General features: G+C 66.5%; 21 protein-coding genes. 9 read left to right on the top strand and 12 right to left on the bottom strand.

Annotated features, from left to right (window positions below):
* Window positions 1–153: 153 nt before the first annotated feature.
* The 3 genes from ACEN2S_RS02270 to ACEN2S_RS02260 all read right to left on the bottom strand — a co-directional run bounded on the left by ACEN2S_RS02270 (window position 154) and on the right by ACEN2S_RS02260 (window position 2624).
* Window positions 154–801 (bottom strand): SDR family NAD(P)-dependent oxidoreductase, encoded by a 648-nt coding sequence (locus tag ACEN2S_RS02270; RefSeq protein ID WP_441861803.1) that lies wholly within the window; start codon window positions 799–801, stop codon window positions 154–156.
* Window positions 802–826: 25 nt separating this feature from the next.
* Window positions 827–1258, bottom strand: coding sequence for a DUF1178 family protein (locus tag ACEN2S_RS02265; protein WP_441861801.1), 432 nt, complete (start codon window positions 1256–1258; stop codon window positions 827–829).
* 106 nt (window positions 1259–1364) lie between these two features.
* Complete coding sequence (locus tag ACEN2S_RS02260) at window positions 1365–2624, bottom strand: 3-deoxy-D-manno-octulosonic acid transferase (RefSeq protein ID WP_441861798.1); 1260 nt, start codon at window positions 2622–2624, stop codon at window positions 1365–1367.
* A gap of 560 nt (window positions 2625–3184) precedes the next feature.
* Here ACEN2S_RS02260 and urtA point away from each other — a divergent pair.
* From urtA to ACEN2S_RS02230, 6 genes are all read left to right on the top strand, one after another.
* Window positions 3185–4423: an urea ABC transporter substrate-binding protein gene (gene urtA / locus ACEN2S_RS02255; protein WP_441861851.1), complete on the top strand. Its 1239-nt coding sequence runs from the start codon at window positions 3185–3187 to the stop codon at window positions 4421–4423.
* A 132-nt stretch (window positions 4424–4555) separates the two neighbouring features.
* On the top strand, window positions 4556–6466 hold the full coding sequence (gene urtB, locus ACEN2S_RS02250) for an urea ABC transporter permease subunit UrtB (protein ID WP_441861849.1): 1911 nt from the start codon (window positions 4556–4558) through the stop codon (window positions 6464–6466).
* Between the two features lie 100 nt (window positions 6467–6566).
* Window positions 6567–7799: an urea ABC transporter permease subunit UrtC gene (gene urtC / locus ACEN2S_RS02245; RefSeq protein WP_441861796.1), complete on the top strand. Its 1233-nt coding sequence runs from the start codon at window positions 6567–6569 to the stop codon at window positions 7797–7799.
* Window positions 7796–8536, top strand: coding sequence for an urea ABC transporter ATP-binding protein UrtD (gene urtD, locus ACEN2S_RS02240; RefSeq protein ID WP_441861794.1), 741 nt, complete (start codon window positions 7796–7798; stop codon window positions 8534–8536). Before urtC ends, urtD begins: the two co-directional genes overlap by 4 nt.
* A 3-nt stretch (window positions 8537–8539) precedes the next feature.
* On the top strand, window positions 8540–9235 hold the full coding sequence (gene urtE, locus ACEN2S_RS02235; RefSeq protein ID WP_441861791.1) for an urea ABC transporter ATP-binding subunit UrtE: 696 nt from the start codon (window positions 8540–8542) through the stop codon (window positions 9233–9235).
* Window positions 9236–9456: 221 nt separating this feature from the next.
* A complete protein-coding gene (locus ACEN2S_RS02230; protein WP_441861788.1) occupies window positions 9457–10266 on the top strand; it encodes a glycosyltransferase family 2 protein in 810 nt (269 codons plus the stop codon).
* Between the two features lie 88 nt (window positions 10267–10354).
* Here the strand turns inward: ACEN2S_RS02230 and ACEN2S_RS02225 are convergent, their stop codons facing one another.
* The 3 genes from ACEN2S_RS02225 to glpD form a co-directional block, all read right to left on the bottom strand.
* Window positions 10355–11500: an iron-containing alcohol dehydrogenase gene (locus ACEN2S_RS02225; RefSeq protein ID WP_441861785.1), complete on the bottom strand. Its 1146-nt coding sequence runs from the start codon at window positions 11498–11500 to the stop codon at window positions 10355–10357.
* The gene (gene glpK, locus ACEN2S_RS02220) at window positions 11500–12984 is read right to left on the bottom strand and encodes a glycerol kinase GlpK (RefSeq protein WP_441861782.1); all 1485 of its coding nucleotides are present in this window, start codon (window positions 12982–12984) and stop codon (window positions 11500–11502) included. The genes ACEN2S_RS02225 and glpK overlap by 1 nt, the downstream gene beginning before the upstream one ends.
* 105 nt (window positions 12985–13089) lie before the next feature.
* Window positions 13090–14649, bottom strand: a complete 1560-nt coding sequence (gene glpD / locus ACEN2S_RS02215; RefSeq protein WP_441861779.1) for a glycerol-3-phosphate dehydrogenase — start codon at window positions 14647–14649, stop codon at window positions 13090–13092.
* 199 nt (window positions 14650–14848) lie between these two features.
* On the opposite strand from glpD, the gene ACEN2S_RS02210 reads away from it, so the two are divergent.
* The gene (locus ACEN2S_RS02210) at window positions 14849–15616 is read left to right on the top strand and encodes a DeoR/GlpR family DNA-binding transcription regulator (RefSeq protein WP_441861776.1); all 768 of its coding nucleotides are present in this window, start codon (window positions 14849–14851) and stop codon (window positions 15614–15616) included.
* Between the two features lie 17 nt (window positions 15617–15633).
* On the opposite strand, the gene ACEN2S_RS02205 is transcribed toward ACEN2S_RS02210, so the two are convergent.
* The 4 genes from ACEN2S_RS02205 to ACEN2S_RS02190 form a co-directional block, all read right to left on the bottom strand.
* Window positions 15634–16260: a 2-dehydro-3-deoxy-6-phosphogalactonate aldolase gene (locus tag ACEN2S_RS02205; protein ID WP_441861773.1), complete on the bottom strand. Its 627-nt coding sequence runs from the start codon at window positions 16258–16260 to the stop codon at window positions 15634–15636.
* 13 nt (window positions 16261–16273) lie between these two features.
* Entirely contained in the window at window positions 16274–17227 is a 954-nt protein-coding gene (locus ACEN2S_RS02200; protein WP_441861770.1) for a 2-dehydro-3-deoxygalactonokinase, read from the bottom strand.
* Window positions 17227–18066: an IclR family transcriptional regulator gene (locus ACEN2S_RS02195; protein ID WP_441861767.1), complete on the bottom strand. Its 840-nt coding sequence runs from the start codon at window positions 18064–18066 to the stop codon at window positions 17227–17229. The genes ACEN2S_RS02200 and ACEN2S_RS02195 overlap by 1 nt, the downstream gene beginning before the upstream one ends.
* An 81-nt stretch (window positions 18067–18147) precedes the next feature.
* Entirely contained in the window at window positions 18148–18642 is a 495-nt protein-coding gene (locus ACEN2S_RS02190; protein WP_441861765.1) for a MarR family winged helix-turn-helix transcriptional regulator, read from the bottom strand.
* Window positions 18643–18707: 65 nt separating this feature from the next.
* On the opposite strand from ACEN2S_RS02190, the gene ACEN2S_RS02185 reads away from it, so the two are divergent.
* On the top strand, window positions 18708–19589 hold the full coding sequence (locus tag ACEN2S_RS02185) for an EamA family transporter (RefSeq protein WP_441861762.1): 882 nt from the start codon (window positions 18708–18710) through the stop codon (window positions 19587–19589).
* Between the two features lie 25 nt (window positions 19590–19614).
* Here the strand turns inward: ACEN2S_RS02185 and ACEN2S_RS02180 are convergent, their stop codons facing one another.
* Entirely contained in the window at window positions 19615–20259 is a 645-nt protein-coding gene (locus ACEN2S_RS02180; protein ID WP_441861760.1) for a LysE family translocator, read from the bottom strand.
* 88 nt (window positions 20260–20347) lie between these two features.
* Window positions 20348–21457 (bottom strand): oxidoreductase, encoded by a 1110-nt coding sequence (locus ACEN2S_RS02175; protein WP_441861757.1) that lies wholly within the window; start codon window positions 21455–21457, stop codon window positions 20348–20350.
* Between the two features lie 147 nt (window positions 21458–21604).
* On the opposite strand from ACEN2S_RS02175, the gene ACEN2S_RS02170 reads away from it, so the two are divergent.
* A complete protein-coding gene (locus ACEN2S_RS02170) occupies window positions 21605–21970 on the top strand; it encodes a winged helix-turn-helix transcriptional regulator (RefSeq protein WP_441861755.1) in 366 nt (121 codons plus the stop codon).
* The last annotated feature ends 150 nt before the right edge of the window (window positions 21971–22120 follow it).

Below are 22120 nucleotides of genomic sequence, written 5' to 3'. Positions count from 1 at the left end.
GGGGGGGGGGGGGGGGGGGGGGGGGGGGGGGGGGGGGGGGGGGGGGGGGGGGGTTGGTGTTGGGGGGGGGGGGGGGGGGGGGGGGGGGGGGTTTCCCCCCCCCCCCACCCCCCGAGGATATTTTTCCCGAAGCAACGAGAGGGCGCGCCGCGCTTAAAGGGCGTGCGGGCGTCCGTCCCAGGTTTCAAAGCAACCGGTGGTGGCGGGGGAGAGCGCGTCAAAGCGGGCGATCAGGCCCGCCGCACTCGCTTCGGTGCTGATCTCGGCGCCGGCGCCCCCCATATCGGTCTGCACCCAGCCGGGGTGGTAGATGCCCACCGGCAGCCCTTCGGTGCGCAGATCGCTGGCGAGGTTGCGGCCGAGGTTCAGCACCGCCGCCTTGGAGGCGCGGTAGATGTAATTGCCGCCCGGCGCCCGGGTGCTCGAGCCCATTTGCGAGGAGATGATGGCGATCTTGCCCTGTCCTGCCCGCAACTGTGGCAAGAGACATTGGATGGTCAGGAAAGTGCCCGTGACATTGGTGGCAAAGCCCTCGGCCCAATCCTCGGGCGGATAGCCATCCTCCAGCCGGTGATTGCGGCCGGGATACACGCCCGCATTGCAGATCAGCAGTGACAATTGCCTGTCGGCCAGATGGTCGGCGAGGGCGCGCAAGGAGGCGGGATCGGCGATGTCGAGGGGAAGCAAGCCACTGTCGCCCGGATGCCGGGCAGTGCCGAGAACGGGGCGTCCCTCGCTGCGGTATTGCGCCAGCATCGCGGCGCCAATGCCACGGTTCGCGCCGGTGATCAGGATCGTCATGGGGTTCTCCGCTCAGGCTCTGGGATCAGTTGGTCTTGCGGCTCGGCAGGAAGGGCAGGGGGGCGATGGGCACCCCGTCTTCCAGCAGGGCGCGGGCCTCCTCAAGGCGTGCCTCGCCGTGGATCGCGCGCTCGGGCGCGCTGCCCTCATGCATGGCGCGGGCCTGGGTCGCGAAATCGCTGCCGACATAGTCGGAATTCGCCTCCACATGTTTGCGCAGCTTTGCCAGCGCCGCCTCGGCCTCAGAGCCGGGGTCCGTCAGCGGGCGCGCGGCGGCTTCTCCCGCCTTGCGGGCGGGGCGGACGGCGGGGGTCATCAGGGATTTCGTGACATCGGTGGACTGACAGGTCGTGCAGGCAACCATGCCCGCCCCGCGCAGCTTGTCAAAGGCTTCGGCGGATTGGAACCAGCTGTCAAAGCTGTGGTCATTGTCACAGACAAGCGTGTAGCGGATCATCGGATCTGTCCTCGGCGATGCGACATCATCTATGAACCCCGGGGGGGAATGCAAGGGCGCAGCGGTGCCGCGCGCGCCGCTGTGGTCTATGGTTCCGGGCGGTGGTCTAGCGCCGGTCCAGTGTCTGCGTGATCCGGGTGACCAGCGGGGTCAGATCCTGCCCCAAGGCGGACAGCGCGTCATGCGCCGCCGCCGCCCGGGACGCCTGCAACGCCGGGTCCGCGGTGAGCCGGGTCAGCGCGGCGGCGAGGCTGGGGGCATCGGTGACGCACTCAGCCGCTGCCGCCGCCCGCAGCGCCGCATAAGCCGCGCGGAAATTGGCATCATCGGGGCCGTGCAGCAGCGCCGAGTGCCAGGCGGCCGGTTCAAACGGCGTATGCCCCCCCTTGGCCACCAGCGAACCGCCGACGAAAGTGACCCCCGCCAGGGCATACCACAGCGGCATCTCGCCCAATGTATCGGCCAGATAGACGGCCTGCTGCGGCGCTTCTGCGGCGGAGCGGCGGGTGAAGGGCAGCCCTTTGGCCGCGATCAGCGCGGCAAGACGCGGGCCGCGGTCCGGGTGCCGCGGGGCGAGGATCAGCCGCAACGCGGGATCGGTCTGGCGCGCGCGCTCAAAGGCCTCCAGCACGATCTCCTCTTCGCCCGGATGCGTCGAGGCGGCCAGAACGGTCTTGGCGCGGGGCAAGAGGGCCGCAAAGCGCGCATGATCCTCGGGCAGGGGGCCGGGCACCAGCGGGGCGGCGGCCTTGAGATCCAGCACCGGGCCGATCCGGTCCGCCGCCACGCCCAATGCCACAAAGCCGGCCGCCGAAGCGCTGTCTTGCGGCGAGACCCAACTGAGCGCACGGATGGCCGGGGCAATGCCCGGCAGGCGTGCCCAGCGGCGGGCTGAGCGCGCCGAGATCCGCGCCCCCACCAGCACCACCGGCACTCCATGCGCGCGCGCCATTGCCAGCCGGTTGGGCCAGAATTCATTCTCGATCACCACCAACAGATCCGGCCGCCAATGCGCAAAGAACCGTGCCAGCAGGCCGCGATGGTCCAGCGGCGCCTGCACCGCAATCACGCCGGGCAGGTCCCAGCCCATGACCATCGCGCGCGCCGTGGCGGTGTTGGTGCTGATCAGCAATGTGGCCTCCGGGCGGGCCTGTCGCAGGCCCTCGATAAGACCGCGGGCCGAGGTCACTTCGCCATTCGACGCGCCATGCAGCCAGATCAGCGGGCCCTGTGGCCGGGGCAGGGTGCTGCCACCCAGCCGCTCCGCCAGAGCCTGCGCGGTTTCCTGGCCGCGCAGACGGCGCAGCAGCAGGCGCAGCAGCAACACCGGAAAGGCCAGCGACAGGAGCAGGCGGTAGATGGGCACGTCGGTCTCCTTGCGGCGGCGGGCAACAATGCGCACTGCCCCCGCCTGAGGTAGCTTGGTGCGGCTTGACAGGCAACCATGCCGGGCCAATTGCGGCAGAGCGGTCGGGGTGCACGGATCGCGTGGCGGGCGGCGGGCGCCACCGTTTTCGGCGCGCCGAGTCGCAATCATCGCCTTTCACGTCGTCTTGAGGCGCGGTCACAAACCCGTTTCGCGCAAGCGAAGCCCAATTTTTGAACGTCATGTGGGTTAATGCACATTTTTTGTGCTTCATTCCGGATGTCTGGGTTTTCGCCTTGCTGCGGCGGCGAAAAAGAATTCTCCGCGCCGCAGCAAGCCTGTCTTGTGAGCCTCGGGCCGCCGCCAACGGCAGGCAAGCCCGCCATAAGGCGGCACGGGGAAGCAGGCCAGACCTGCCCACCATGCCGCTCCAAGATCAACGAGGGACGCCCCTTTGTGACGCTGCGCGGATCCTGCGTCCGCCGCGCCGGGGCACAAAACGAGGTCATAAAATGACAGGGATCAAAGGAATTTTCACCGGCGCCGCTCTGGCCGCCCTCATGTCCAGCGGCATGGCATGGGCCGAGGGTGACACCATCAAGGTGGGCGTTCTGCACTCGCTTTCCGGCACGATGGCGATTTCGGAAACCACGCTGAAAGACACCGTGCTGATGCTGATCGATCAGCAAAACGCCAAGGGCGGCATCAACGGCAAGATGCTGGAAGCCGTGGTGGTCGACCCGGCCTCCGACTGGCCGCTTTTCGCCGAAAAAGCGCGTGAGCTGATCTCGGTCGACAAGGTCGATGTGATCTTTGGCTGCTGGACCAGCGTGTCGCGCAAATCCGTGCTGCCGGTCATCGAAGAGCTGAACGGGCTGATGTTCTATCCGGTGCAATATGAGGGCGAAGAAAGCTCGAAAAACGTCTTCTACACCGGGGCTGCGCCGAACCAGCAGGCGATCCCGGCGGTGGATTACTACCTGAACGAGCTCGGTGTGCAGAAGTTCGCGCTTCTCGGCACCGATTATGTCTACCCGCGCACCACGAACAACATCTTGGCCGCCTATCTGGAATCCAAAGGCATCGCCAAGGACGATATCTTCGTCAACTACACCCCGTTCGGCCATTCGGACTGGTCGAAAATCGTGGCCGACGTCAAGGCCTTGGGCGCGGATGGCAAAAAGGTCGGCGTGATCTCGACGATCAACGGCGATGCGAACATCGGTTTCTACAAGGAACTGGCAGCTGCCGGGATCTCGGCAGATGACATTCCGGTCGTTGCCTTCTCGGTGGGCGAAGAAGAGCTTTCGGGTCTCGACACCTCGAACCTCGTCGGCCATCTGGCGGCCTGGAACTACTTCATGTCGGCCGATACCCCGGAAAACGCCGCCTTCATCGAGGGTTGGCACAAGTTCATCGGCAACGACAAGCGCGTGACCAATGACCCGATGGAAGCCACCTATATCGGCTTCAACATGTGGGTGAATGCGGTGACGCAAGCCGGCACCACCGAGACCAACGCTGTCGAAGCGGCGATGATCGGCCAGAAATTCCCGAACCTGACCGGCTCGACCGCGGAAATGCTGCCGAACCACCATCTGACCAAGCCGGTGCTGATCGGCGAGATTCAGGCCGATGGCCAGTTCGACATCATCAGCCAGACCGACCCGGTGCCGGGCGATGCCTGGACCGACTATCTGCCGGAATCGGCGGTGCTGGACTCGGATTGGAAAGATCTGAAATGCGGCATGTACAACACCGAAACCAAGACCTGTGTGCAGCTGACCTCGAATTACTGATCTGACCTCAGATCCGTAAGACAGCGTTTTCGGGGGGCGGCACCGCGCCGCCCCCCGTTGCAAACCGATGAGGCGGGCCAACCTGATGGGGCGGGAATGAGACAGTTTTTGGCGGCGCTGATCGCGCTGGTTATGCTGGTGCAGCCGGGACAGGCCGAGCCGGGACGTGCGGCGCAGGTGCTCAGCGACAATCAGGCTCTGGTCGAAAAGGCCTCGCGCCAGACCATTGAGCCGGTGATCGCGGCGCTGGCCGCCAGCGAAGATCCGATGGCGCAGGCGGTGCTCGAGGCCTGGTCCGACAAGCGGCTGGGCCAGCGCAAGGCGGATGGCAGTTTCGTGCTGCTGGCGCCCGATGCGGCGGGCTATGCGCTGACCGATATTGCCACCGGCGAGAGCCTTGGCACCGCACCCAAATCCGAGATTGACGAATTGAAGCCGAATTCCGGCGTGCGCGGGTTGATCGGCGCGGCGCTGGTGCAGTTCCAGCTGATGGACGCCGACCCCGCCAAACGCCGCGCCGCGCTGGATGCTTTGGCCCGCGATGGCAATGCCTCTCATCTGGCGCCCTTGCGCGCGGCGATTGCCGCCGAAAAAGACCCGGAAATCAAGGCGGCCAAGGAGCGTCTGGAGCGCCTGCTGACCCTGCGTTTTGACGCCGATCCGCAGGCCCGCATCGCGGCGATTGACAGTTTCGGTGCCGATCTGGGGCTGGACCTGCGCGGCGCGCTGAACCCGCTGGTGGCCACAAAACAGGTGGCGGTGACCGAAGTGCCCGAGGGCGCCAATGTCGCCCGTACCCTGCGTCCGGGCAAGGATCTGCCGCGCGAAGCCGCCTATGACCTGCTGGTCACGGCGGGCCTTGCGCCCGCCCGCCTCACCATTTCCGATCAGCGTGCCTCGCTGCTCGCCCATGTCGACAACGGCAAGATCGCGGGGATCCCGCTGGCCGAGATGGACAATCAGGCCACGCGCGACGCCGCCTATACCGCGCTGGAAACCGCCGGGCTCGCGCCCTCTGCCGCCACCGAGGATGAGGTGACGGCGGCCCTCGCCGCGCATAAATTCCTCGATACTTACGCCGAGCCGGATGCGGCGGTTACCGATGCCGCCCGCGCCGCGCTGAAGCGTATCGACCGCAAGGTCGGGCTGATGCAATTCGCCGATCTGGCGCTGGATGCCCTGTCGCTCGCCTCGATCTACTTTCTGGCGGCCATTGGTCTCGCCATCACCTTTGGGGTGATGCGGGTGATCAACATGGCGCATGGCGAGTTCATCATGATGGGCGCCTATACCGGCTATGTCGTGCAGCAATATATCTCGAATTACACCGTCTCGATCCTTGTCGCGTTGCCGCTGGCCTTTGCGGTGACCTTTGCCGCCGGGGTGGCGATGGAACGGTTGGTGATCCGCCATCTCTACCACCGGCCGCTCGAGACGCTGCTGGCCACCTTCGGGATCTCCATCGCGCTGCAACAGCTGGCCAAGAACATCTTTGGCACCCAGGCGCGGCCCCTGACCTCGCCCGCCTGGCTCGATGGCGCGCTGACCTTCAACGATGTGGTCTCGATCAGCTATATCCGCATCGCGATCTTCGTGCTGGGGCTGATCTTCCTCGGGCTGTTCCTGTTCATCATGAAAAAGACCCGCCTCGGGCTAGAGGTGCGGGCGGTGACGCAGAACCCGAAAATGGCCGCCTCGATGGGGATCAACCCCGACCGGATCAACATGCTGACCTTCGGCCTCGGCTCGGGCATTGCGGGCATCGCGGGTGTCGCCATCGGCCTTTTCGCCAAGGTCACCTCGGAGCTCGGGTCGGATTACATCGTGCAAAGCTTCATGACCGTGGTCGTCGGCGGCGTTGGCAATATCTGGGGCGCGCTCGCCGGGGCGACGCTGATCGGCTTCCTGCAAAAGGGGATCGAATTCTTCAACCCGTCCAATACCTTGGCGGCGCAGACCTATATGATCGTCTTCATCATCATCTTCATCCAGTTCCGCCCGCGCGGGATCATCGCCCTCAAGGGCCGCGCGGCAGGAGATTGACCATGACCCGCATTCTGCTTTCGGGCCTGCAGGCCTTGCCGCTGCCCCTGCCGCAAAAAACAAACGCAAAGGTGCAGCCGAAATCCGCCGGGGGTGCCGCATGAAGAACTCCTTTCTCAGCCGCAACCCTTCCGTGCTGGTGTTTCTGGCCTGCCTTGCCCTATTCACCCTCGCCGTCACTTTGCTGTCCGAGGCCTATGGGCCGGGCCTGATCTCGACCTCTTTCGTCAAGACTTTGGGCAAGACGCTCTGCCTCTGCCTCATCGCGCTCGCGATGGATCTGGTCTGGGGCTATGCGGGCATTCTCAGCCTCGGGCATTTCGCCTTCTTCGGCATCGGCGGCTATATGATCGGCATGTGGCTGATGTATGCGCGGACCGAGCAGATTGTGGTCGCCTCGATGGCCGGGAACGGCCTGCCGCCCACGCCGCAAGAGATCCGCGACGGGATCGGCACGCAGATCTTCGGCGTCGTCGGCGGCTCGGATCTGCCCGCGATCTGGCATTTCGCCGGATCTCTGCCGATGCAGCTCTTGCTGGTGGTGCTGATCCCCGGCCTGTTGGCGCTGATCTTTGGCTGGCTGGCGTTTCGCAGCCGGGTGACCGGGGTATACCTCTCGATCCTGACGCAAGCGATGACGCTGGCGCTTTCGCTCTATCTTTTCCAGAACGACAGCGGCTTGCGCGGCAACAACGGCCTGTCGGGGCTGCAAAACATCCCCGGGCTGGAGGCGGTGGCGCAAGAGGATGTCTCGCTCTGGTTCATGTGGGCTTCGGCGGCGGCGCTGGGGCTGGGGTATCTCGCGGCGGCCTTCACCATCTCGGGCAAGTTCGGCAGTGTGATCCGCGGCATCCGTGATGACGAACAACGGGTGCGGTTTCTGGGCTATTCGGTCGAGGCCTACAAGCTCTTCATCTTCACCCTGACCGCAGTGATCGCGGCCATCGCAGGCGCGCTCTATTACCCGCAGGCGGGCATCATCAACCCGGCGGAAATGGCCCCCATCGCCTCGATCTACCTTGCGGTCTGGGTCGCCATTGGCGGGCGCGGGCGGCTCTATGGTGCGGTGATCGGCGCGGCCTTTGTCAGCCTCGTTTCCACCTGGTTCACCGGTGGCAAGGCGCCGGATCTGCCCTTGGGCTTTTACACCGTGCATTGGGTGGATTGGTGGCAGATCGTGCTGGGCCTTTCCTTCGTGCTGGTCACCCTCTTTGCCCCGCGCGGCATCGGCGGCCTGTTTGATCTGGCGGGCGGCCTGCGCGCGCCGAACCGCCGGGGGGCCGATCTTGGCCCGGATGCGGGGTCCCTGCGGGAGAAGGAGGCCGAAGAATGAGCGCCCTTTTGGAAGTCTCCGGCGTCTCGGTCAGCTTTGACGGTTTTCGCGCGATCAACAATCTGTCCTTCTCGATCGGCGATGCCGAGTTGCGGGCGGTGATCGGGCCGAACGGCGCGGGCAAGACCACCTTCATGGACATCGTCACCGGCAAGACCCGCCCGGATGAGGGCCGCGTGCTCTGGGGCGAGAGATCCGTCAGCCTCCTTAAATTGTCCGAGGCGCAGATCGCCCGCGCCGGGGTGGGGCGCAAGTTCCAGCGCCCCACGGTGTTCGAGGATCAGTCGGTCGCCGACAATCTGATGATGGCGCTGAAGAACAAGCGTGGCCCGCTGGCGGTGCTGTTCTGGACGCCCAAAGCCGCTGACCATGCCAAGGTTACGGAACTGGCGGAGGAAGTGGGGCTGGCCGATCAGCTGGCGCGCAAATCGGGTGAACTCAGCCACGGGCAAAAGCAATGGCTGGAAATCGGCATGCTGCTGGCGCAGGAGCCACGGCTTTTGCTGGTGGATGAACCGGCGGCGGGGATGACCCTGGCCGAGCGCGAACATACCACCACGCTCCTCGTCAATCTGGCCAGGACCCGGGCGGTGGTGGTGGTTGAGCATGACATGGAATTCGTGCGCCGCCTGAATTGCAAGGTGACGGTGCTGCACGAAGGCGCGGTGCTGGCCGAGGGCAGCCTCGACCATGTCACCAAAAACCAACAGGTCATTGATGTCTATCTGGGGCGGTAAATCATGCTGAAAACCGAAGCGCTGACCCTGCATTACGGCGGATCGCAGATCCTGCACGGGATTGATCTGGAGGCAAAGGCCGGGCAGGTGACCTGCGTCATGGGCACCAATGGCGTGGGCAAGACCAGCCTGCTGAAGGCCTTGGCCGGGGTGCATCCGCGCTCGGGCGGGGCGGTCACGCTGGACGGAGAGGCCTTGGGAAAACTGCCGCCGCAGGCGATGGCGCGGCGGGGGCTGGGCTATGTGCCGCAGGGGCGGATGATCTTCCCGCTCCTCACCGTGCGCGAGAATATGGAAACGGCATTCGCCTGTCTCCCGCGCTCGGAGCATTTCATTCCCGACGAGATCTATGAGCTGTTCCCGATCCTCAAGGAATTTCTGCACCGCCGCGGCGGCGATCTTTCGGGCGGGCAACAGCAGCAGCTGGCGATTGCGCGGGCGATGCTGATGAAGCCCAAGCTCTTGCTGCTGGACGAGCCGACCGAGGGGATCCAGCCGAACATCATCCAGCAGATTGGTCGGGTCATCGAATATCTGCGCGACCGGGGCGATATGGCGATCATTCTGGTCGAGCAATATTTCGACTTTGCCTATGCGCTGGCGGATAATTTCTATGTCCTCAAACGCGGCGCGGTGGCGATGTCGGGTTCCAAATCCGAGCTGAGCCACGAGACCCTGCGCGGGGCGGTTTCGGTCTAGCCCTCCGGCGCCCCGCCGGAGCCGGAGCCGGGCCGGGCGGGCATCGATTGGGGGCGAGCGCCAAGAGGCTGGTCCATCTCCTCCCGCCGCTTTTGCTGCGCTTTGGCCGCACGCAAGCGGGGTTTTGGCGCGGCACTGCCGATGGCACGGATTGCCCTACCATCGAAGGGGCGTTTCTGGCACATAAGGGGGAACCCCGCGCCACAACCGTTGAGTGCCTTATGCAACTGCCGATCTCCGCCTTCATCATCTGTCAGAACGAAGAGAAGGTGCTGGAGGGATGTATCCGCAGCGTCGCCTTTTGCCGCGAGATCATCGTGGTGGATTCCGGCTCGACCGACGGGACGCTGGCGCTGCTCGCGCGGTTGCAGGCCGAGGGATTGCCGCTGCGCATCCTGCACGAGCCCTGGCGCGGCTTTGGCGCGCAAAAGCAATTCGCGCTGGAGCACTGCACGCAAGAGTGGTGTTTCAGCATCGACAGCGATGAGCGGGTCAGCCCGCAACTGGCGCGGATTTTCCCCAGCCTGTTGGAAAATCCGGAGGTCAACGGCTGGCGCATCACGCGCTACGATTACCTGAATGGCTATGGTTTCGTGCCGCCCTCGGCGCATGAGCGCTATCACAACCGCCTGTTCCGGCGTGGCATGGGGCGGTTCAACACCACCGACCTCGTGCATGAGGGGATTGCCATCGACGGCACCGTGCAAAAGGCCAAACCGGGTGGTCTGCTGCATTTCAACCCGTTGCCGCTGCATGAGCAGATGCTGAAAGAGAACAAATATTCCTCGCTGAAGGCCACGATGATCAAGCAGCGGGGCGTTGGGGCCAAGCCTTGGAAAATGATCTTCAGCCCGCCGATTTTTTTCCTGCGCTGGTATCTCCGGCACGGGATGTGGCGCTGTGGCTGGGTGGGGTTCATCCATTGCGCCAAGGGCGCGATCTATTCGTTTTTGACCGAAGCCAAACGGTATGAAAACGATGCCGTCCTGCGCAATCCGCCGGTTGAACCGCCGGCGGACAGCAAATACTGACCACCCGCCCCGCCTGCGGCAGCAGCCGATGCGGGCGGTGGCGGCGGCAGCAGCGCCTGCGGGGCGATGCGTTGTGACGCGGGGCCGGTCAACCCGCCGCCGTCAGAACCTCGACCAGCATCTCCACCGAAAGCGGCACCGGATTGCCCTTCATCGAGGAGGAATGCAGCGCCGCCTCGGCGGTGGCCTGATGGTCCTTCGCGGCCAGACCCAGCGCCGAGAGGCGCGGCAGGCCCTGCGCATGCAGCCAATTGGCCAGCGCCTCGGCAGCGTCCTCCGGCGCGCAGCCAAAGGCCTCGCCGATCATGCTCAGAACCTCGCGGATGCGGGCGGCAACCGGGTGGCCGGCGGGCACGGCGCGGGCATTCGCGGCCAGCACCGGGCCGATCAGCGCGCCGCAGATCGCGCCATGGGCGGCGCCCGTCGTGCCGCCCAGAACGCCCGCCAGCCCATGCACGGCGCCCAGACCGCTGTTGGCCAGCGCGAGGCCGCCGCAAAGGCTGACCCAGGCCATGTCGTCGCGCGCCTGCGGTGTTTCCGTCGCCATCAGGGAGATCAGCGCCCGCAGCCCTTTGCCGATGGCGGGCTGGGCGAGGGCGTCGCAAAACGGGTTGGCGCGGCTGGACAGATAGGGCTCGATCACCTGGGTGATGGCATCAATGCCCGAGGCCAGAGTGACGCCGCGCGGCAGATTGTCGGTCAGGGCAGGGTCGATAATTGCCACCCGCGCCAGCATCCGGTCATCGCGGAGCGAGACCTTGCGCCCATGATCGGGCAGGCCGATCACCGCGTTCTTGGTCACTTCGGCCCCGGTACCCGCGGTTGTGGGCAAGGCCACGAAGGGCAGCGGCGGCGCCACCAGCGGCAGGGCGCGGCCCACCACCTCAAGGTGATCCATCGCATTGCCCGGGGCGGGGGTAAGCGCCGCCACGGCCTTGGCCAGATCCAGCGCGGCACCGCCGCCAATGCCCACGCAGACATTCGCCTCAAAGTCGCGGGCGGCCTGGGTGGCACGGTCGAGCAGCGCCAGATCCGGCTCCCCCGGACAGGCCTGCGTCAGCACGCCACGTCCGGTTTCCCGCAAGGCCTTCACCAGCCATTCGGCGCGGCTTGCATCGGCGCCATGCACCAGAAAAATGCGATTGCCCAAGGCCTTGATCTCAGAGGCAGCGCGGGCCGCCTCGCCGCGTCCGAACAGGATGCGACCCGGTGCAACGATGGTAAAAGCGGTCATCAGACCCCCATTGTGGCCAGAACGGCCCGGCGCCATCGCGCGTATTTCGCGGCCCGGGTCTCCTCATTCATGCCGGGTTCAAAGCGCCGCTGCAAGGCCCAGTCGCGGGCAAATGTCTCGGATGCCGGGTAAATGCCCGCCTGCATCCCCGCCAGCCAGGCGGCGCCAAGGGCGGTGGTTTCCAGCACCTCAGGCCGGTCGACAGGTGCGCCGATGATGTCGGCCAGAAACTGCATCGCCGGGTCCGAGGCGCTCATGCCGCCATCCACGCGCAGCACCCCTTCGCTCGCCTGCGGCCAGTCGGCGCGCATCGCCTCCAACAGATCGCGGGTCTGGTAGCCCACGCTTTCCAGCGCCGCCCGTGCAAGCTCGGCCCGCCCCGAATTGCGGGTGAGGCCGTAAATCGCCCCCCGGCAGTCGGGCCGCCAATAGGGTGCGCCGAGCCCGGTGAAAGCGGGCACCAGCACCACCTCCTGCGCCGGATCGGCGGCCTCGGCCAGCGCCTGCGTCTCGGATGCGGCGCGGATGATCTGCAACCCGTCGCGCAGCCATTGCACCACCGCCCCCGCGATGAAGATCGAGCCTTCCAGCGCATAGGTGGTCTGGCCGTTCAGCCGATAGGCGATGGTGGTCAAGAGCCGGTTCTGGCTGGTCACCATCTCGGACCCGGTGTTCAGCAGCGCAAAACAGCCGGTGCCATAGGTGGATTTCATCATCCCGGGTTCAAAGCAGGCTTGCCCCAGCGTCGCGGCCTGCTGATCGCCCGCCACCCCCAGAATCGGAATCTCTCGGCCAAAGAGATCGGGGCGCGTCGTGCCGAAATCGGCGGCGCAATCCTGCACCTCGGGCAAGAGCGCCATCGGGATGTTCAGCCGGGCGCAGATCTCGGCATCCCATTCCCCGTCGCGGATATTATAGAGCATGGTGCGGGCGGCATTGGTGGCATCGGTCACATGCCGCGCGCCGCCGGTGAGTTTCCAGATCAGAAAGCTGTCGACGGTGCCAAAGGCCAGCTCTCCCGCCTCGGCCCGCGCCCGCGCGCCGGGCACATTCTCCAAAAGCCAGGCGACCTTGGTGCCCGAGAAATAGGGGTCGAGCAGCAGGCCGGTTTTCGCGGTCACCTCCGGCTCAAACCCCTCCTCGACGAGGCGGGTGCACAGCGGAGCGGTGCGGCGGTCCTGCCAGACGATGGCATTGTGGATCGGCTGCCCGGTGGCACGGTCCCAGATCAGCGTGGTCTCGCGCTGGTTGGTGATGCCGATGGCGGCGATCTCGGCGGCGTCAATACCTGCCTTTTCCAGCACCGCGCGGGCCGTTCCCGCGACCGTGGACCACAGATCGGTCGGGTCATGCTCGACCCAGCCGGGCTGCGGATAGATCTGCGGGAATTCCTCTTGCGCGGTGGCGGTCACCCGCAGATCGGCGTCAAACAGGATCGCCCTGCTCGACGTGGTGCCTTGGTCAATGGCGAGAATATAGGGCATGGGTCCTCCTCCTGGCGCTCTGCTGCGGGGCCGCGTCAGCCAGGCCCCATCAAGCCCGATCCGCCCCGCAGAGCCAAGGGGGGATCGGCGGGATTCGTCACGCGCTCAGCTCTGCGCCAGATGGGCCTCCAGTGCCGCGACCTGATCGGGCGTCAGCCGCAGCCCGAGTTTGGAGCGCCGCCAGAGGATATCGGCCGCGCTGCGGGCATATTCGCGCGTGGTCAGCCAGCGCACCTCGGCCTCGGTCAACGTGCCGCCGAAATCCTGCCCCAGATCGGCCGCCGATTGCGCCGACCCCAGAATGTCGCGTGCCTCGGTGCCGTAGGCGCGGATCAGCCGTGCTGCCCAATAGGGGGTCAGGAACGGGTAGTCGCGGGCGAGATCCGCCGTCAAGGCGGGCTTGTCGGCCACCGCGAAATCCCCGCCGGGCATCGGCACGCCCGCCGTCCAGGACCCGGTGGCCGCCGGGAAGAAGGGCGCCAGTTTCGTCAGCGCGCTTTCGGCCAGCCGCCGGTAGGTGGTGATCTTGCCGCCAAAGACGTTCAGAAGCGGCGCGCCCGCATCATCAAGTCGCAGCACATAGTCGCGGGTGGCGGCGGTGGCCGAACTGGCCCCGTCATTATAGAGCGGCCGCACGCCGGAATAGGTCCAGACGATGTCATCCCGCGTGACCGGCTGTGCGAAATAGGCCGAGGCGAAATCGCACAGATATTGCTGCTCCTCCGGGGTACAGACCGCGCTGCCGGGGGCGCCCTGATGGTCCTGATCCGTGGTGCCGATCAGGGTGAAATCCTGCTCATAGGGGATCGCAAAGATGATGCGGCCATCGGTGCCCTGAAAGAAATAGCAGCGCGGATCGTCAAAGAGTTTGCGGGTGACGATATGGCTGCCGCGCACCAGCCGCACCCCGTCGGTCGAGGGCACATGCACGGTGTCGCGCAGGATGTCGCCCACCCAGGGGCCCGCCGCATTCACCAGCCCGCGTGCCAGATGCACCGCGCTGCCCGCCGCCGTCTCGGTGGTGATCTGCCACAGATCGCCCACCCGCTCGGCGCGGGTGACGCAGGTGCCGGTCAGAATGGTCGCGCCGCGCGCCTCGGCGTCCCGGGCGTTCAGCACCACGAGGCGACTGTCCTCGACCCAGCAATCCGAATATTCATAGGCCCGCTTGAATTTGGGGTTCAGCGGCCGCCCCGCCGGATCGGTGGTCAGGTCCAGCGTTTTGGTCCCCGGCAGGATTTTGCGACCGCCGAGATGGTCATAGAGGAACAGCCCCAACCGGATCAGCCAGGCGGGACGCCGCCCCTTCATCCAGGGCATGAACAGCGTCATCAGTTTCGAGGTCGGCGTCTCGGCGTCAAAGCGCATCTCGGGGTGATAGGGCAACACAAAGCGCATCGGCCAGCTGATATGCGGCATGGCACGCAGCAAGGTCTCGCGCTCTTCCAGTGCCTCGCGCACGAGGCGGAACTCGAAATATTCCAGATAGCGCAGCCCGCCATGAAAGAGCTTGGTCGAAGCCGAAGAGGTGGCCTGCGCCAGATCGCCCTTTTCTGCCAGCGTCACGCTGAGGCCGCGCCCTGCTGCATCGCGGGCAATGCCGCAGCCATTGATGCCGCCGCCGATGATAAAGAGGTCGACGGGTTGGGCAGGCGAGGGGGTCATGGCGGTCTCCGGGGCGGCAGAAGGGCGAGTCGGGCGATGTTCGTTTATGTTCCTTATGGTGCGGAAATATTCCTTTTTGGCCAAAAGGAAAGCGTAATAGCGCCATTCTGGGCGAAATTTATCTGTTTCGCGCGTCATCTGCATGACAGGCGCGGCAAGTCGTGCAAAAAGGAACTTAAACGAAGCACAAGGGGCGGTGATGGCGCTAAGCCTGCGACAGAGCGAAATTCTGGATCTCGCACGGAGCGACGGGCGGGTGCTGGTCGAGGCGCTGGCCGAGCGTTTCGGCGTCACCTTGCAGACCATCCGCCGCGATCTGAGTGATCTGGCCGAGATGGGGCTGGTCGACCGGCTGCATGGCGGCGCGGTGCCGCGCTCGGGTGTCAGCAACATCGGCTATGAGGCGCGGCGCGATTGGCAGGCGGCGGCCAAGGCCGCCATCGGGCGGGCCTGTGCGGCGGCGATCCCGGACAATTCCTCGCTGTTTTTGAACATCGGCACGTCGACAGAGGCGGTGGCGCGGGAGTTGCTGAACCACCGCAACCTCACCGTGGTGACCAACAACCTCAATGTCGCCAATATCCTGGTGGCGAATGACAGCTGCGAGGTGATCGTGGCGGGGGGTGTGCTGCGCCGCTCGGATGGCGGTCTGGTGGGCGATCTGACGACGCAGCTGATCGAGCAGTTCAAGGTGGATCACGCGATCATCGGCGCCTCGGCGCTGGATCTGGAGGGGGATCTTCTGGACTATGACCTGCAGGAGGTGCGGGTGTCCAAGGCCATCATCCGGCAATCGCGGCAGGTGTTTCTGGTGACGGATGCGAGCAAGATCGGGCGGCGCGCCCCGGTCCGCATCGCCTCTCTGGGGGATGTGGACCGGGTGTTCACCGATCTGGCCTTTCCGCGGCCCCTCGCCGAGAAATGCGCCGGATGGGGCACCGAGGTTGCGCTCTGCCCTCTGGCCTGAGCGCGGCCGGTTTCGGCTCAGCCCTTCTGCGGCAAGGCGGCGATGAAGGCGCGGGCGCGTTCGCCCACCTCGGCGGCACTGCGGCCGGGCGCATAGAGCGCGCCGCCAAGGCCGAATCCCGACGTGCCTGCCGCGAGATAGGGGGCCATCCCCTCGGGCGAGATGCCGCCGACGGCGAGCAGTTTGGTGCCCCGGGGCAGCACGGCCAGCATGGCCTTTACCGCCACCGGCGGCAGGATTTCTGCCGGAAAGAGCTTGAGCGCATCCGCCCCGGCGGCGAGGGCCGCAAAGGCTTCGGTCGGCGTGGCGACACCGGGTGTGCAGGCCATGCCGCGCGCCTTGGCGGCGGCGATCACGGCCGTATCCGCATGCGGCATCACGATCAGACGGCCCCCGGCGGCGTGAACCTCGGCCACGGCCTCGGGCGTCAGCACCGTGCCCGCGCCGATCAGCGCGCGGTCCCCGACGGCCGCCACCATCGCGGCGATGCTTTTCAGCGGCTCGGGCGAGTTCAGCGGCACTTCGAGAATGGTGAACCCCGCATCGACCAGTTCCACCGCGGTCTCGGCGGCTTCTTCCGGGCGGATGCCGCGCAGAATGGCCACCAGCGGGCAGGCGGCAAAGGCTTCGGTCAGGCTGAGCATGGCGATCTCCAGATCAATGGGGCAGCAGGCCAAGCGCCTGCGCAAAGCGGAAAAGCCCCCGCGGGGCGGTGTTGTTGAGCATCATGGGCGCGGGCAGGCCCATATGCGCCATCGCGGTGAGGTAGCGGCTGCACAGGGCCGGGTCGCCGATCATGGCGATCTGCGGGCTGGCGGTGCCGATCATCCGTGCCCCGCCCGAGCGGATTTCCTGCCCGATCAGCAGGCCCGAGAGATAGTCGGCCAAGACGCCCGGGGCGAGGCGCCCCGTCAGCCCAAGACTGCGGGTGGTGAACAAAAGATGCGTCAGATCGCCCGGTCCCGCCCGCCGCGCCGCCGTCAGGCCAAGGGTGAAGGCTGCGGCGGCGTCGCTGTCGCTGGCGTCGCTGGTCTCGGGCATCAGGCGGCCCAGAATGGAATGCTGCCGCATCACCGCGAAAATTTCGCCGGTCATATAGGAGGCGAAATCCACGATCCGCCCCTCTTCCAGCCGCAGCCATTTGGAATGCGTCCCCGGCAGGATCACACAGGCGGGCTGGCGGGGGTCAAGCCCCGCGCCGAGGGCACCGGCAATCTGGATTTCTTCGCCGCGCATCACATCGGGGGCGGCATCTTCAGGGTCGAGCAGCACGCCCGGCGCGATATGGATCACCGGCCCCAGCGTCGTCTGCACGCGGGCGGCGGCAGCGGCGAGCGTGTCGGTATCGGCGGGGCAGCGCACATAGGGCGCCTCGACCCAGCCCTGGGCCGAGCCGACCATGCCACCCGCCACCACCGGCAGCCCGGGATGCGCGGTCAGCCATTCGCCACAAAGCGCGGCGAAGGCGCGCTCATATCCCGCGAGCCCGGGCTCCGGCAAATGCTGGATGCCGTGTTTGCTGCTGCGGGTGTCCAGCACGGTGCCCATGCTGTCCATCAAAAAGCCGCGCAGGCTGGAGGTGCCCCAATCCAGGGCGATAAGGGCGGGCATCACAGGGTCTCCGGGGTTGGGGTGGGGGGCAGCGGGGCGCCAAGATCAAGGGAAATCGCGGCGGCACAGGCGGCAATGCGGGGACCCAGCGCCTGCATCCGCGCATCGGGCATGAAGGGCAGGGCGCTGGCGAGGCTGATCGCGGCCACAACGCGTCCGGTGATGTCGCGCACCGGGGCGGCGACACAGCGGATGCCGGGCTCATTCTCTTCCCGATCAAAGGCATAGCCCCGCGCGAGGCTTTCGCGCAGATCGGCCACCAGCGCTGGCATGGGGCGCATCAGCGGGTGATCCGCATGCCCGGCGCTGTGGTTCACCGCGCGGTCATAGAGGGCGGGCCAATCGGCCTTGGGCAGGCACATCATCAGCGCTTTGCCGAGACCCGTGGAGGCCACCGGCATGCGCGCCCCCACGCGAGAGCGCATTTCCAGCCCGCGCGTCCCCGCCAGCTTGTCGAGGTAGACCACATCGCCGCGCTCGATCACACCCAGATGCAAAGTGTCGCGGGTTTCCGTGCGCAAAGCCTCCAGATGCGGGCGGGCGAGGGCGACGAGGGGGCGGCTCTCCTGTGCCAATTGGCCAAGACGGATCAGTTTCGGGCCCAGCAGATAGCCGTGATAGGGGATGTGGTGCAGATAGCCCTCGGCCACCAGACTGGCGAGCATGCGCGTCACGGTGCTGCGCGGACTGCCCAGCCGCAGCGCGATCCCTTTCACATCCGTGATCCCCTCGGCCACGCATTCAATCAGCGCCAGACCGCGGGTCAGGCTTTGCGTGCCCTTCACCTTGGGCGGCTGGTTGTGCGGCAGATCGGCGGCCGGGTCGGTGGGTGCGGTCATCGGGGTCCTCCGGCGGTGAGGAGAACCAGCTTTCACCAGATGTGTCAAATAGTATTGGTGTTGACCATATTGTGGTACATTTTAGGTCTCGGGTGGCTCCTGATCGGCCAGCAGCCGGGCCATACTGGCCCCCAGCGCCTGTCTTTCCGCCACCGGAAGCGCGGCCATCAGCCGGTGCTGCTGCGCCACATGATCGCCCACGGCGGCCTCAACCGTGGCAAAACCCGCCTCTGTCAGCGAGATCAGCACACCGCGCCCGTCATCGGGGTTCTTGTCGCGTCGGATCATCCCGGCCTTTTCCAGCTGGTCCAGCCGGTGCGTCATCGTGCCCGAGGTGATCATCATCGTCGCCAGCAGGTCCCCGGGCGAGAGCTGATAGGGCGCGCCCGCCCGCCGCAATGCTGCCAGCACGTCGAAACTCGCGGCGGTCAGCCCGTGCTGGCCGAGTGTGCGCTCAACCTCGCGTTGCCAGTGCAGGCTCAGCCGCGCGAGGCGGCCCATCACCGCCATCGGGCCGGTGTCCAACTCGGGGCGTTCGCGCGCCCATTGCGCGATGATGCGGTCAATCTGGTCCATGCGGTATCTGAGCGCGAAACTATCTTGACGTCAAGATTTCTAAATGTATCTTGACGTCAAGATAAATGGAGGGCCTGCCGATGCCGGATGCGGCGCATACACGGACTGTCGATCTGCTGCTGACGGCGCTGGCGCCGATGATCTGGGGCACCACCTATGTGGTGACGACGCAGATGCTGCCCGGGGGTTACCCGGTCACGCTGGCCCTGCTGCGGGCCTTGCCGGCGGGGATGCTCTTGCTGCTGGTGGTGCGGCAATTGCCGCGAGGGATCTGGTGGGGGCGGATCTTTCTGCTCGGCGCGCTGAACTTCACTTTGTTCTGGATTTGCCTTTTCATCGCGGCCTACCGCCTGCCCGGTGGCGTCGCGGCGACGGTGGGGGCGGTGCAGCCGCTTCTGGTGCTGGGCTTGGCGCGGGTCCTGCTGGGCACTGAGCTGCGCGGGCTGGCGGTGGTCGCGGCGCTGCTCGGGCTGGCGGGGGTGGCGCTGCTGATCCTCGGGCCGCAGGCGACGCTCGAACCTTTGGGGCTGCTGGCGGGCCTGGGCGGGGCACTGTCAATGGCGATGGGGTCGGTGCTGACGCGCAAATGGCAGCCGCCGGTCTCGCTTCTGACCTTCACCGCCTGGCAGTTGACGGCCGGAGGGCTGCTCCTGTTGCCGCTGGCGCTCTGGCTGGAGCCGCCCTTGCCGCCGCTGAACGGGGTGAACCTGCTGGGGCTGATCTGGCTGGGGCTGGTCGGTGCGGCGCTGACCTATTTCCTGTGGTTTCGCGGTTTGCGCCGGGTGGGGCCGAATGCTGCCTCGGCCTTGGGCTTTCTCAGCCCGGTGACGGCGGTGGTGGCGGGCTGGGCGCTGCTGGGCCAATCGCTCAGCCCGCTGCAACTCGGCGGGCTGGCGCTGGTGGCGCTGTCGCTCTGGCTGGGGCCGCGGGCCATGCGGCAGGCGTAACCCGGGACCGTCGCGCCGGGGCGCTTTACGCGGCGCGGCGCAGCGCGGCGGTGGCCAGCCCCATGGCGATCAGCGCGCCGCCGCCCGTGCGGGTCAGCGCCCGCAGCACGCTCGGGCGGCCGATCCGGTCGCGGAGCTGATCTGCGAGCAGCGCATAGGCCAGCGCATTCAGCGTGGCGAGGGTGACGAAAGTCGCCACCAGCACGGCAAATTGCGGCACCAGCGGGCGCGCAGGGTCCAGAAACTGCGGCACGAAGGCGATGAAAAAGGCGATGGATTTCGGGTTGAGCGCGGTCACCATCGCCGCATGGCCAAAGACCCCCCTGGCCGACATCTGTGGCGCGGTGACTGGCGTCGCGCCCGGCTCGGGCGTCACATCCCCCCGCGGCGCGCTGCGCAACAGTTTGACCCCGAGATAGATCAGATAGGCCGCCCCCGCCCATTTCAGCGCGGTGAACAGCCCGGCCGAGGCCAGCACCAAAGCCCCCAGCCCGGCGAGCGAGGCGCTCATCGCGATGAAATCCCCCAAAGCCACCCCGGTGGCGGTGGCCACGGCCACTTTGCGGCCCTGGCTCAACGCATAGCTCAGCACCAAAAGAACGGTCGGCCCCGGGATCAGCAAAAGCGCGATCGAGGCGGCGACAAAGGCAAGCCAGCTGTGCAGGTCCATTCCCGGGTCTCCTTGACGGGGCAGTGTGACGCAATTTGGCAGAGCGAGCCATGCGCCGCGCCGCCCGTCAAGGATTATCCGGGCGAGCTCAGGCCAGTTCGGCCAGATCGGCGGCGTCAAAGCCTTTCAGCGGCTCGGCGGTGTCGCCATGGATCTTTTTCACCCAATTGGCGTCCGAAATCAGTGCCCGGCCCACGGCGATCAGGTCAAACTCATCGCGCTCCATCCGCGCGGTGAGTTTTTCCAGCCCGGCGGCTTCGGACCCCTGACCGCCAAAGGCGCCGAAGAAATCGCCCGCGAGGCTGACCGAGCCCACGCTGATCGTCGGCTTGCCGGTCAGTTTCTTGGTCCAGCCCGCGAAGTTCAGCCCCTCTTCGCCATCCAGCTCGGGGAATTCCGGCTCCCAGAAGCGGCGCTGCGAGCAGTGGAACATGTCCACCCCGGCCTCGGCCAGGGGCGCCAGCCAATCGGTCAGCGCCTCGGGCGTGGGGGCGAGTTTCACGCTGTAATCCTGCTGCTTCCACTGGCTGACCCGCAGGATCAGCGGGAAATCCGGGCCGACGGCCGCGCGCACGGCGGCCACGGCCTCGGCGGCAAAGCGTGCCCGCTCTTTCAGCGTGGCACCGCCATAGGGGCCGGTGCGGGTGTTGGTGCCCTCCCAGAAGAACTGGTCGATCAGATAGCCATGCGCGCCGTGCAGCTCGACCACGTCAAAGCCGAGGCGCTGGGCGTCGGCGGCGGCGCGGGCAAAGGCGGCGATGGTGTCGGCAATATCTTCTTCGGTCATCGCCTGGCCGCGCGGGTCATTCGGCCCCACAAGGCCCGAGGGGCTTTCCACCGGCGCCTCGGGTTCCCATTCACCCGCACGGGTCGAGCCGGTGTGCCAGATCTGCGGCCCCATGCGCCCGCCTGCGCCATGCACGGCCTCGATCACCTCTTGCCAGCCCGCCAGCGCCGCCGCGCCGTGAAAGAGCGGAATGCCCGCCATGTTGCGCGAGGCGGGGCGGTCAATCACCGTGCCTTCGGACAGGATCAGACCCACATCGCCCGCCGCGCGGCGACGGTAATACTCGGCCTGACGCGCGCCGGGGATGCCGTTGGGGGCCATGCCCCGGGTCATCGGCGCCATCACGATGCGGTTCTTGAGGGTGAGATTGCCCAGGGTGAAGGGGCGGAAAAGCGTGTCGGTGGTGGTCATATCGGCTCCGGCAGGTTGGGGGAGGTCACTTGTCGCCTGCAAGGTATCCATTGTAGACTTGGTTTCAAGAACGCACCTTCGGCGCACCAGGTTACCTGCGGGGAACCTGCGCCCGGTGCCGGTAAGCAGGCCAGAAGGAACCCCGCGATGAAGGATGACGTGCAGCGCTTTTCGGTGGATTGCCCCAGCCGCCTGTTGTTCGACCAGATTGCCGACAAATGGTCGATGATGATTCTGGCGGTGCTGAAATCCGGCCCCACCCGTTTCAACGAGATCAAGCGGCGGCTGGAGGGCGTGTCGCAAAAATCGCTGACCCAGACGTTGCGGCGGCTGGAGCGCAACGGCCTGATCCTGCGCGAGGTTATTCCCAGCGCGCCGGTGGCCGTGGTCTATGAGATCAGCCCACTCGGGGTGACGCTGCTGGCGCCGTTCAGCGCGCTGTACCGGTGGACTTGCCAGAACATGGCCGAGGTGGAGGCCGCGCGGATGGCCTTTGACGCGCGTCAGGACTAGTGCCGCCGGGGCCCTCCTGCAACGACCGGGCGGGGAACAGGGCGGGGCCGTCTGCGCCCGTCCGGCCAGAATCAGGCCCGGTCCAATCCCGTTGCCCTGCGCCTTCCGGTCCCGTCCATCCTTTGCGCCTGCCCCCCTCCGACCTTTGGG

This window comes from Phaeovulum sp. W22_SRMD_FR3, from assembly GCF_052113705.1.
In the GTDB taxonomy this organism is placed as follows: Bacteria; Pseudomonadota; Alphaproteobacteria; order Rhodobacterales; family Rhodobacteraceae; genus JBGQOG01.
This window is presented reverse-complemented; position numbering and strand designations above follow the sequence as displayed.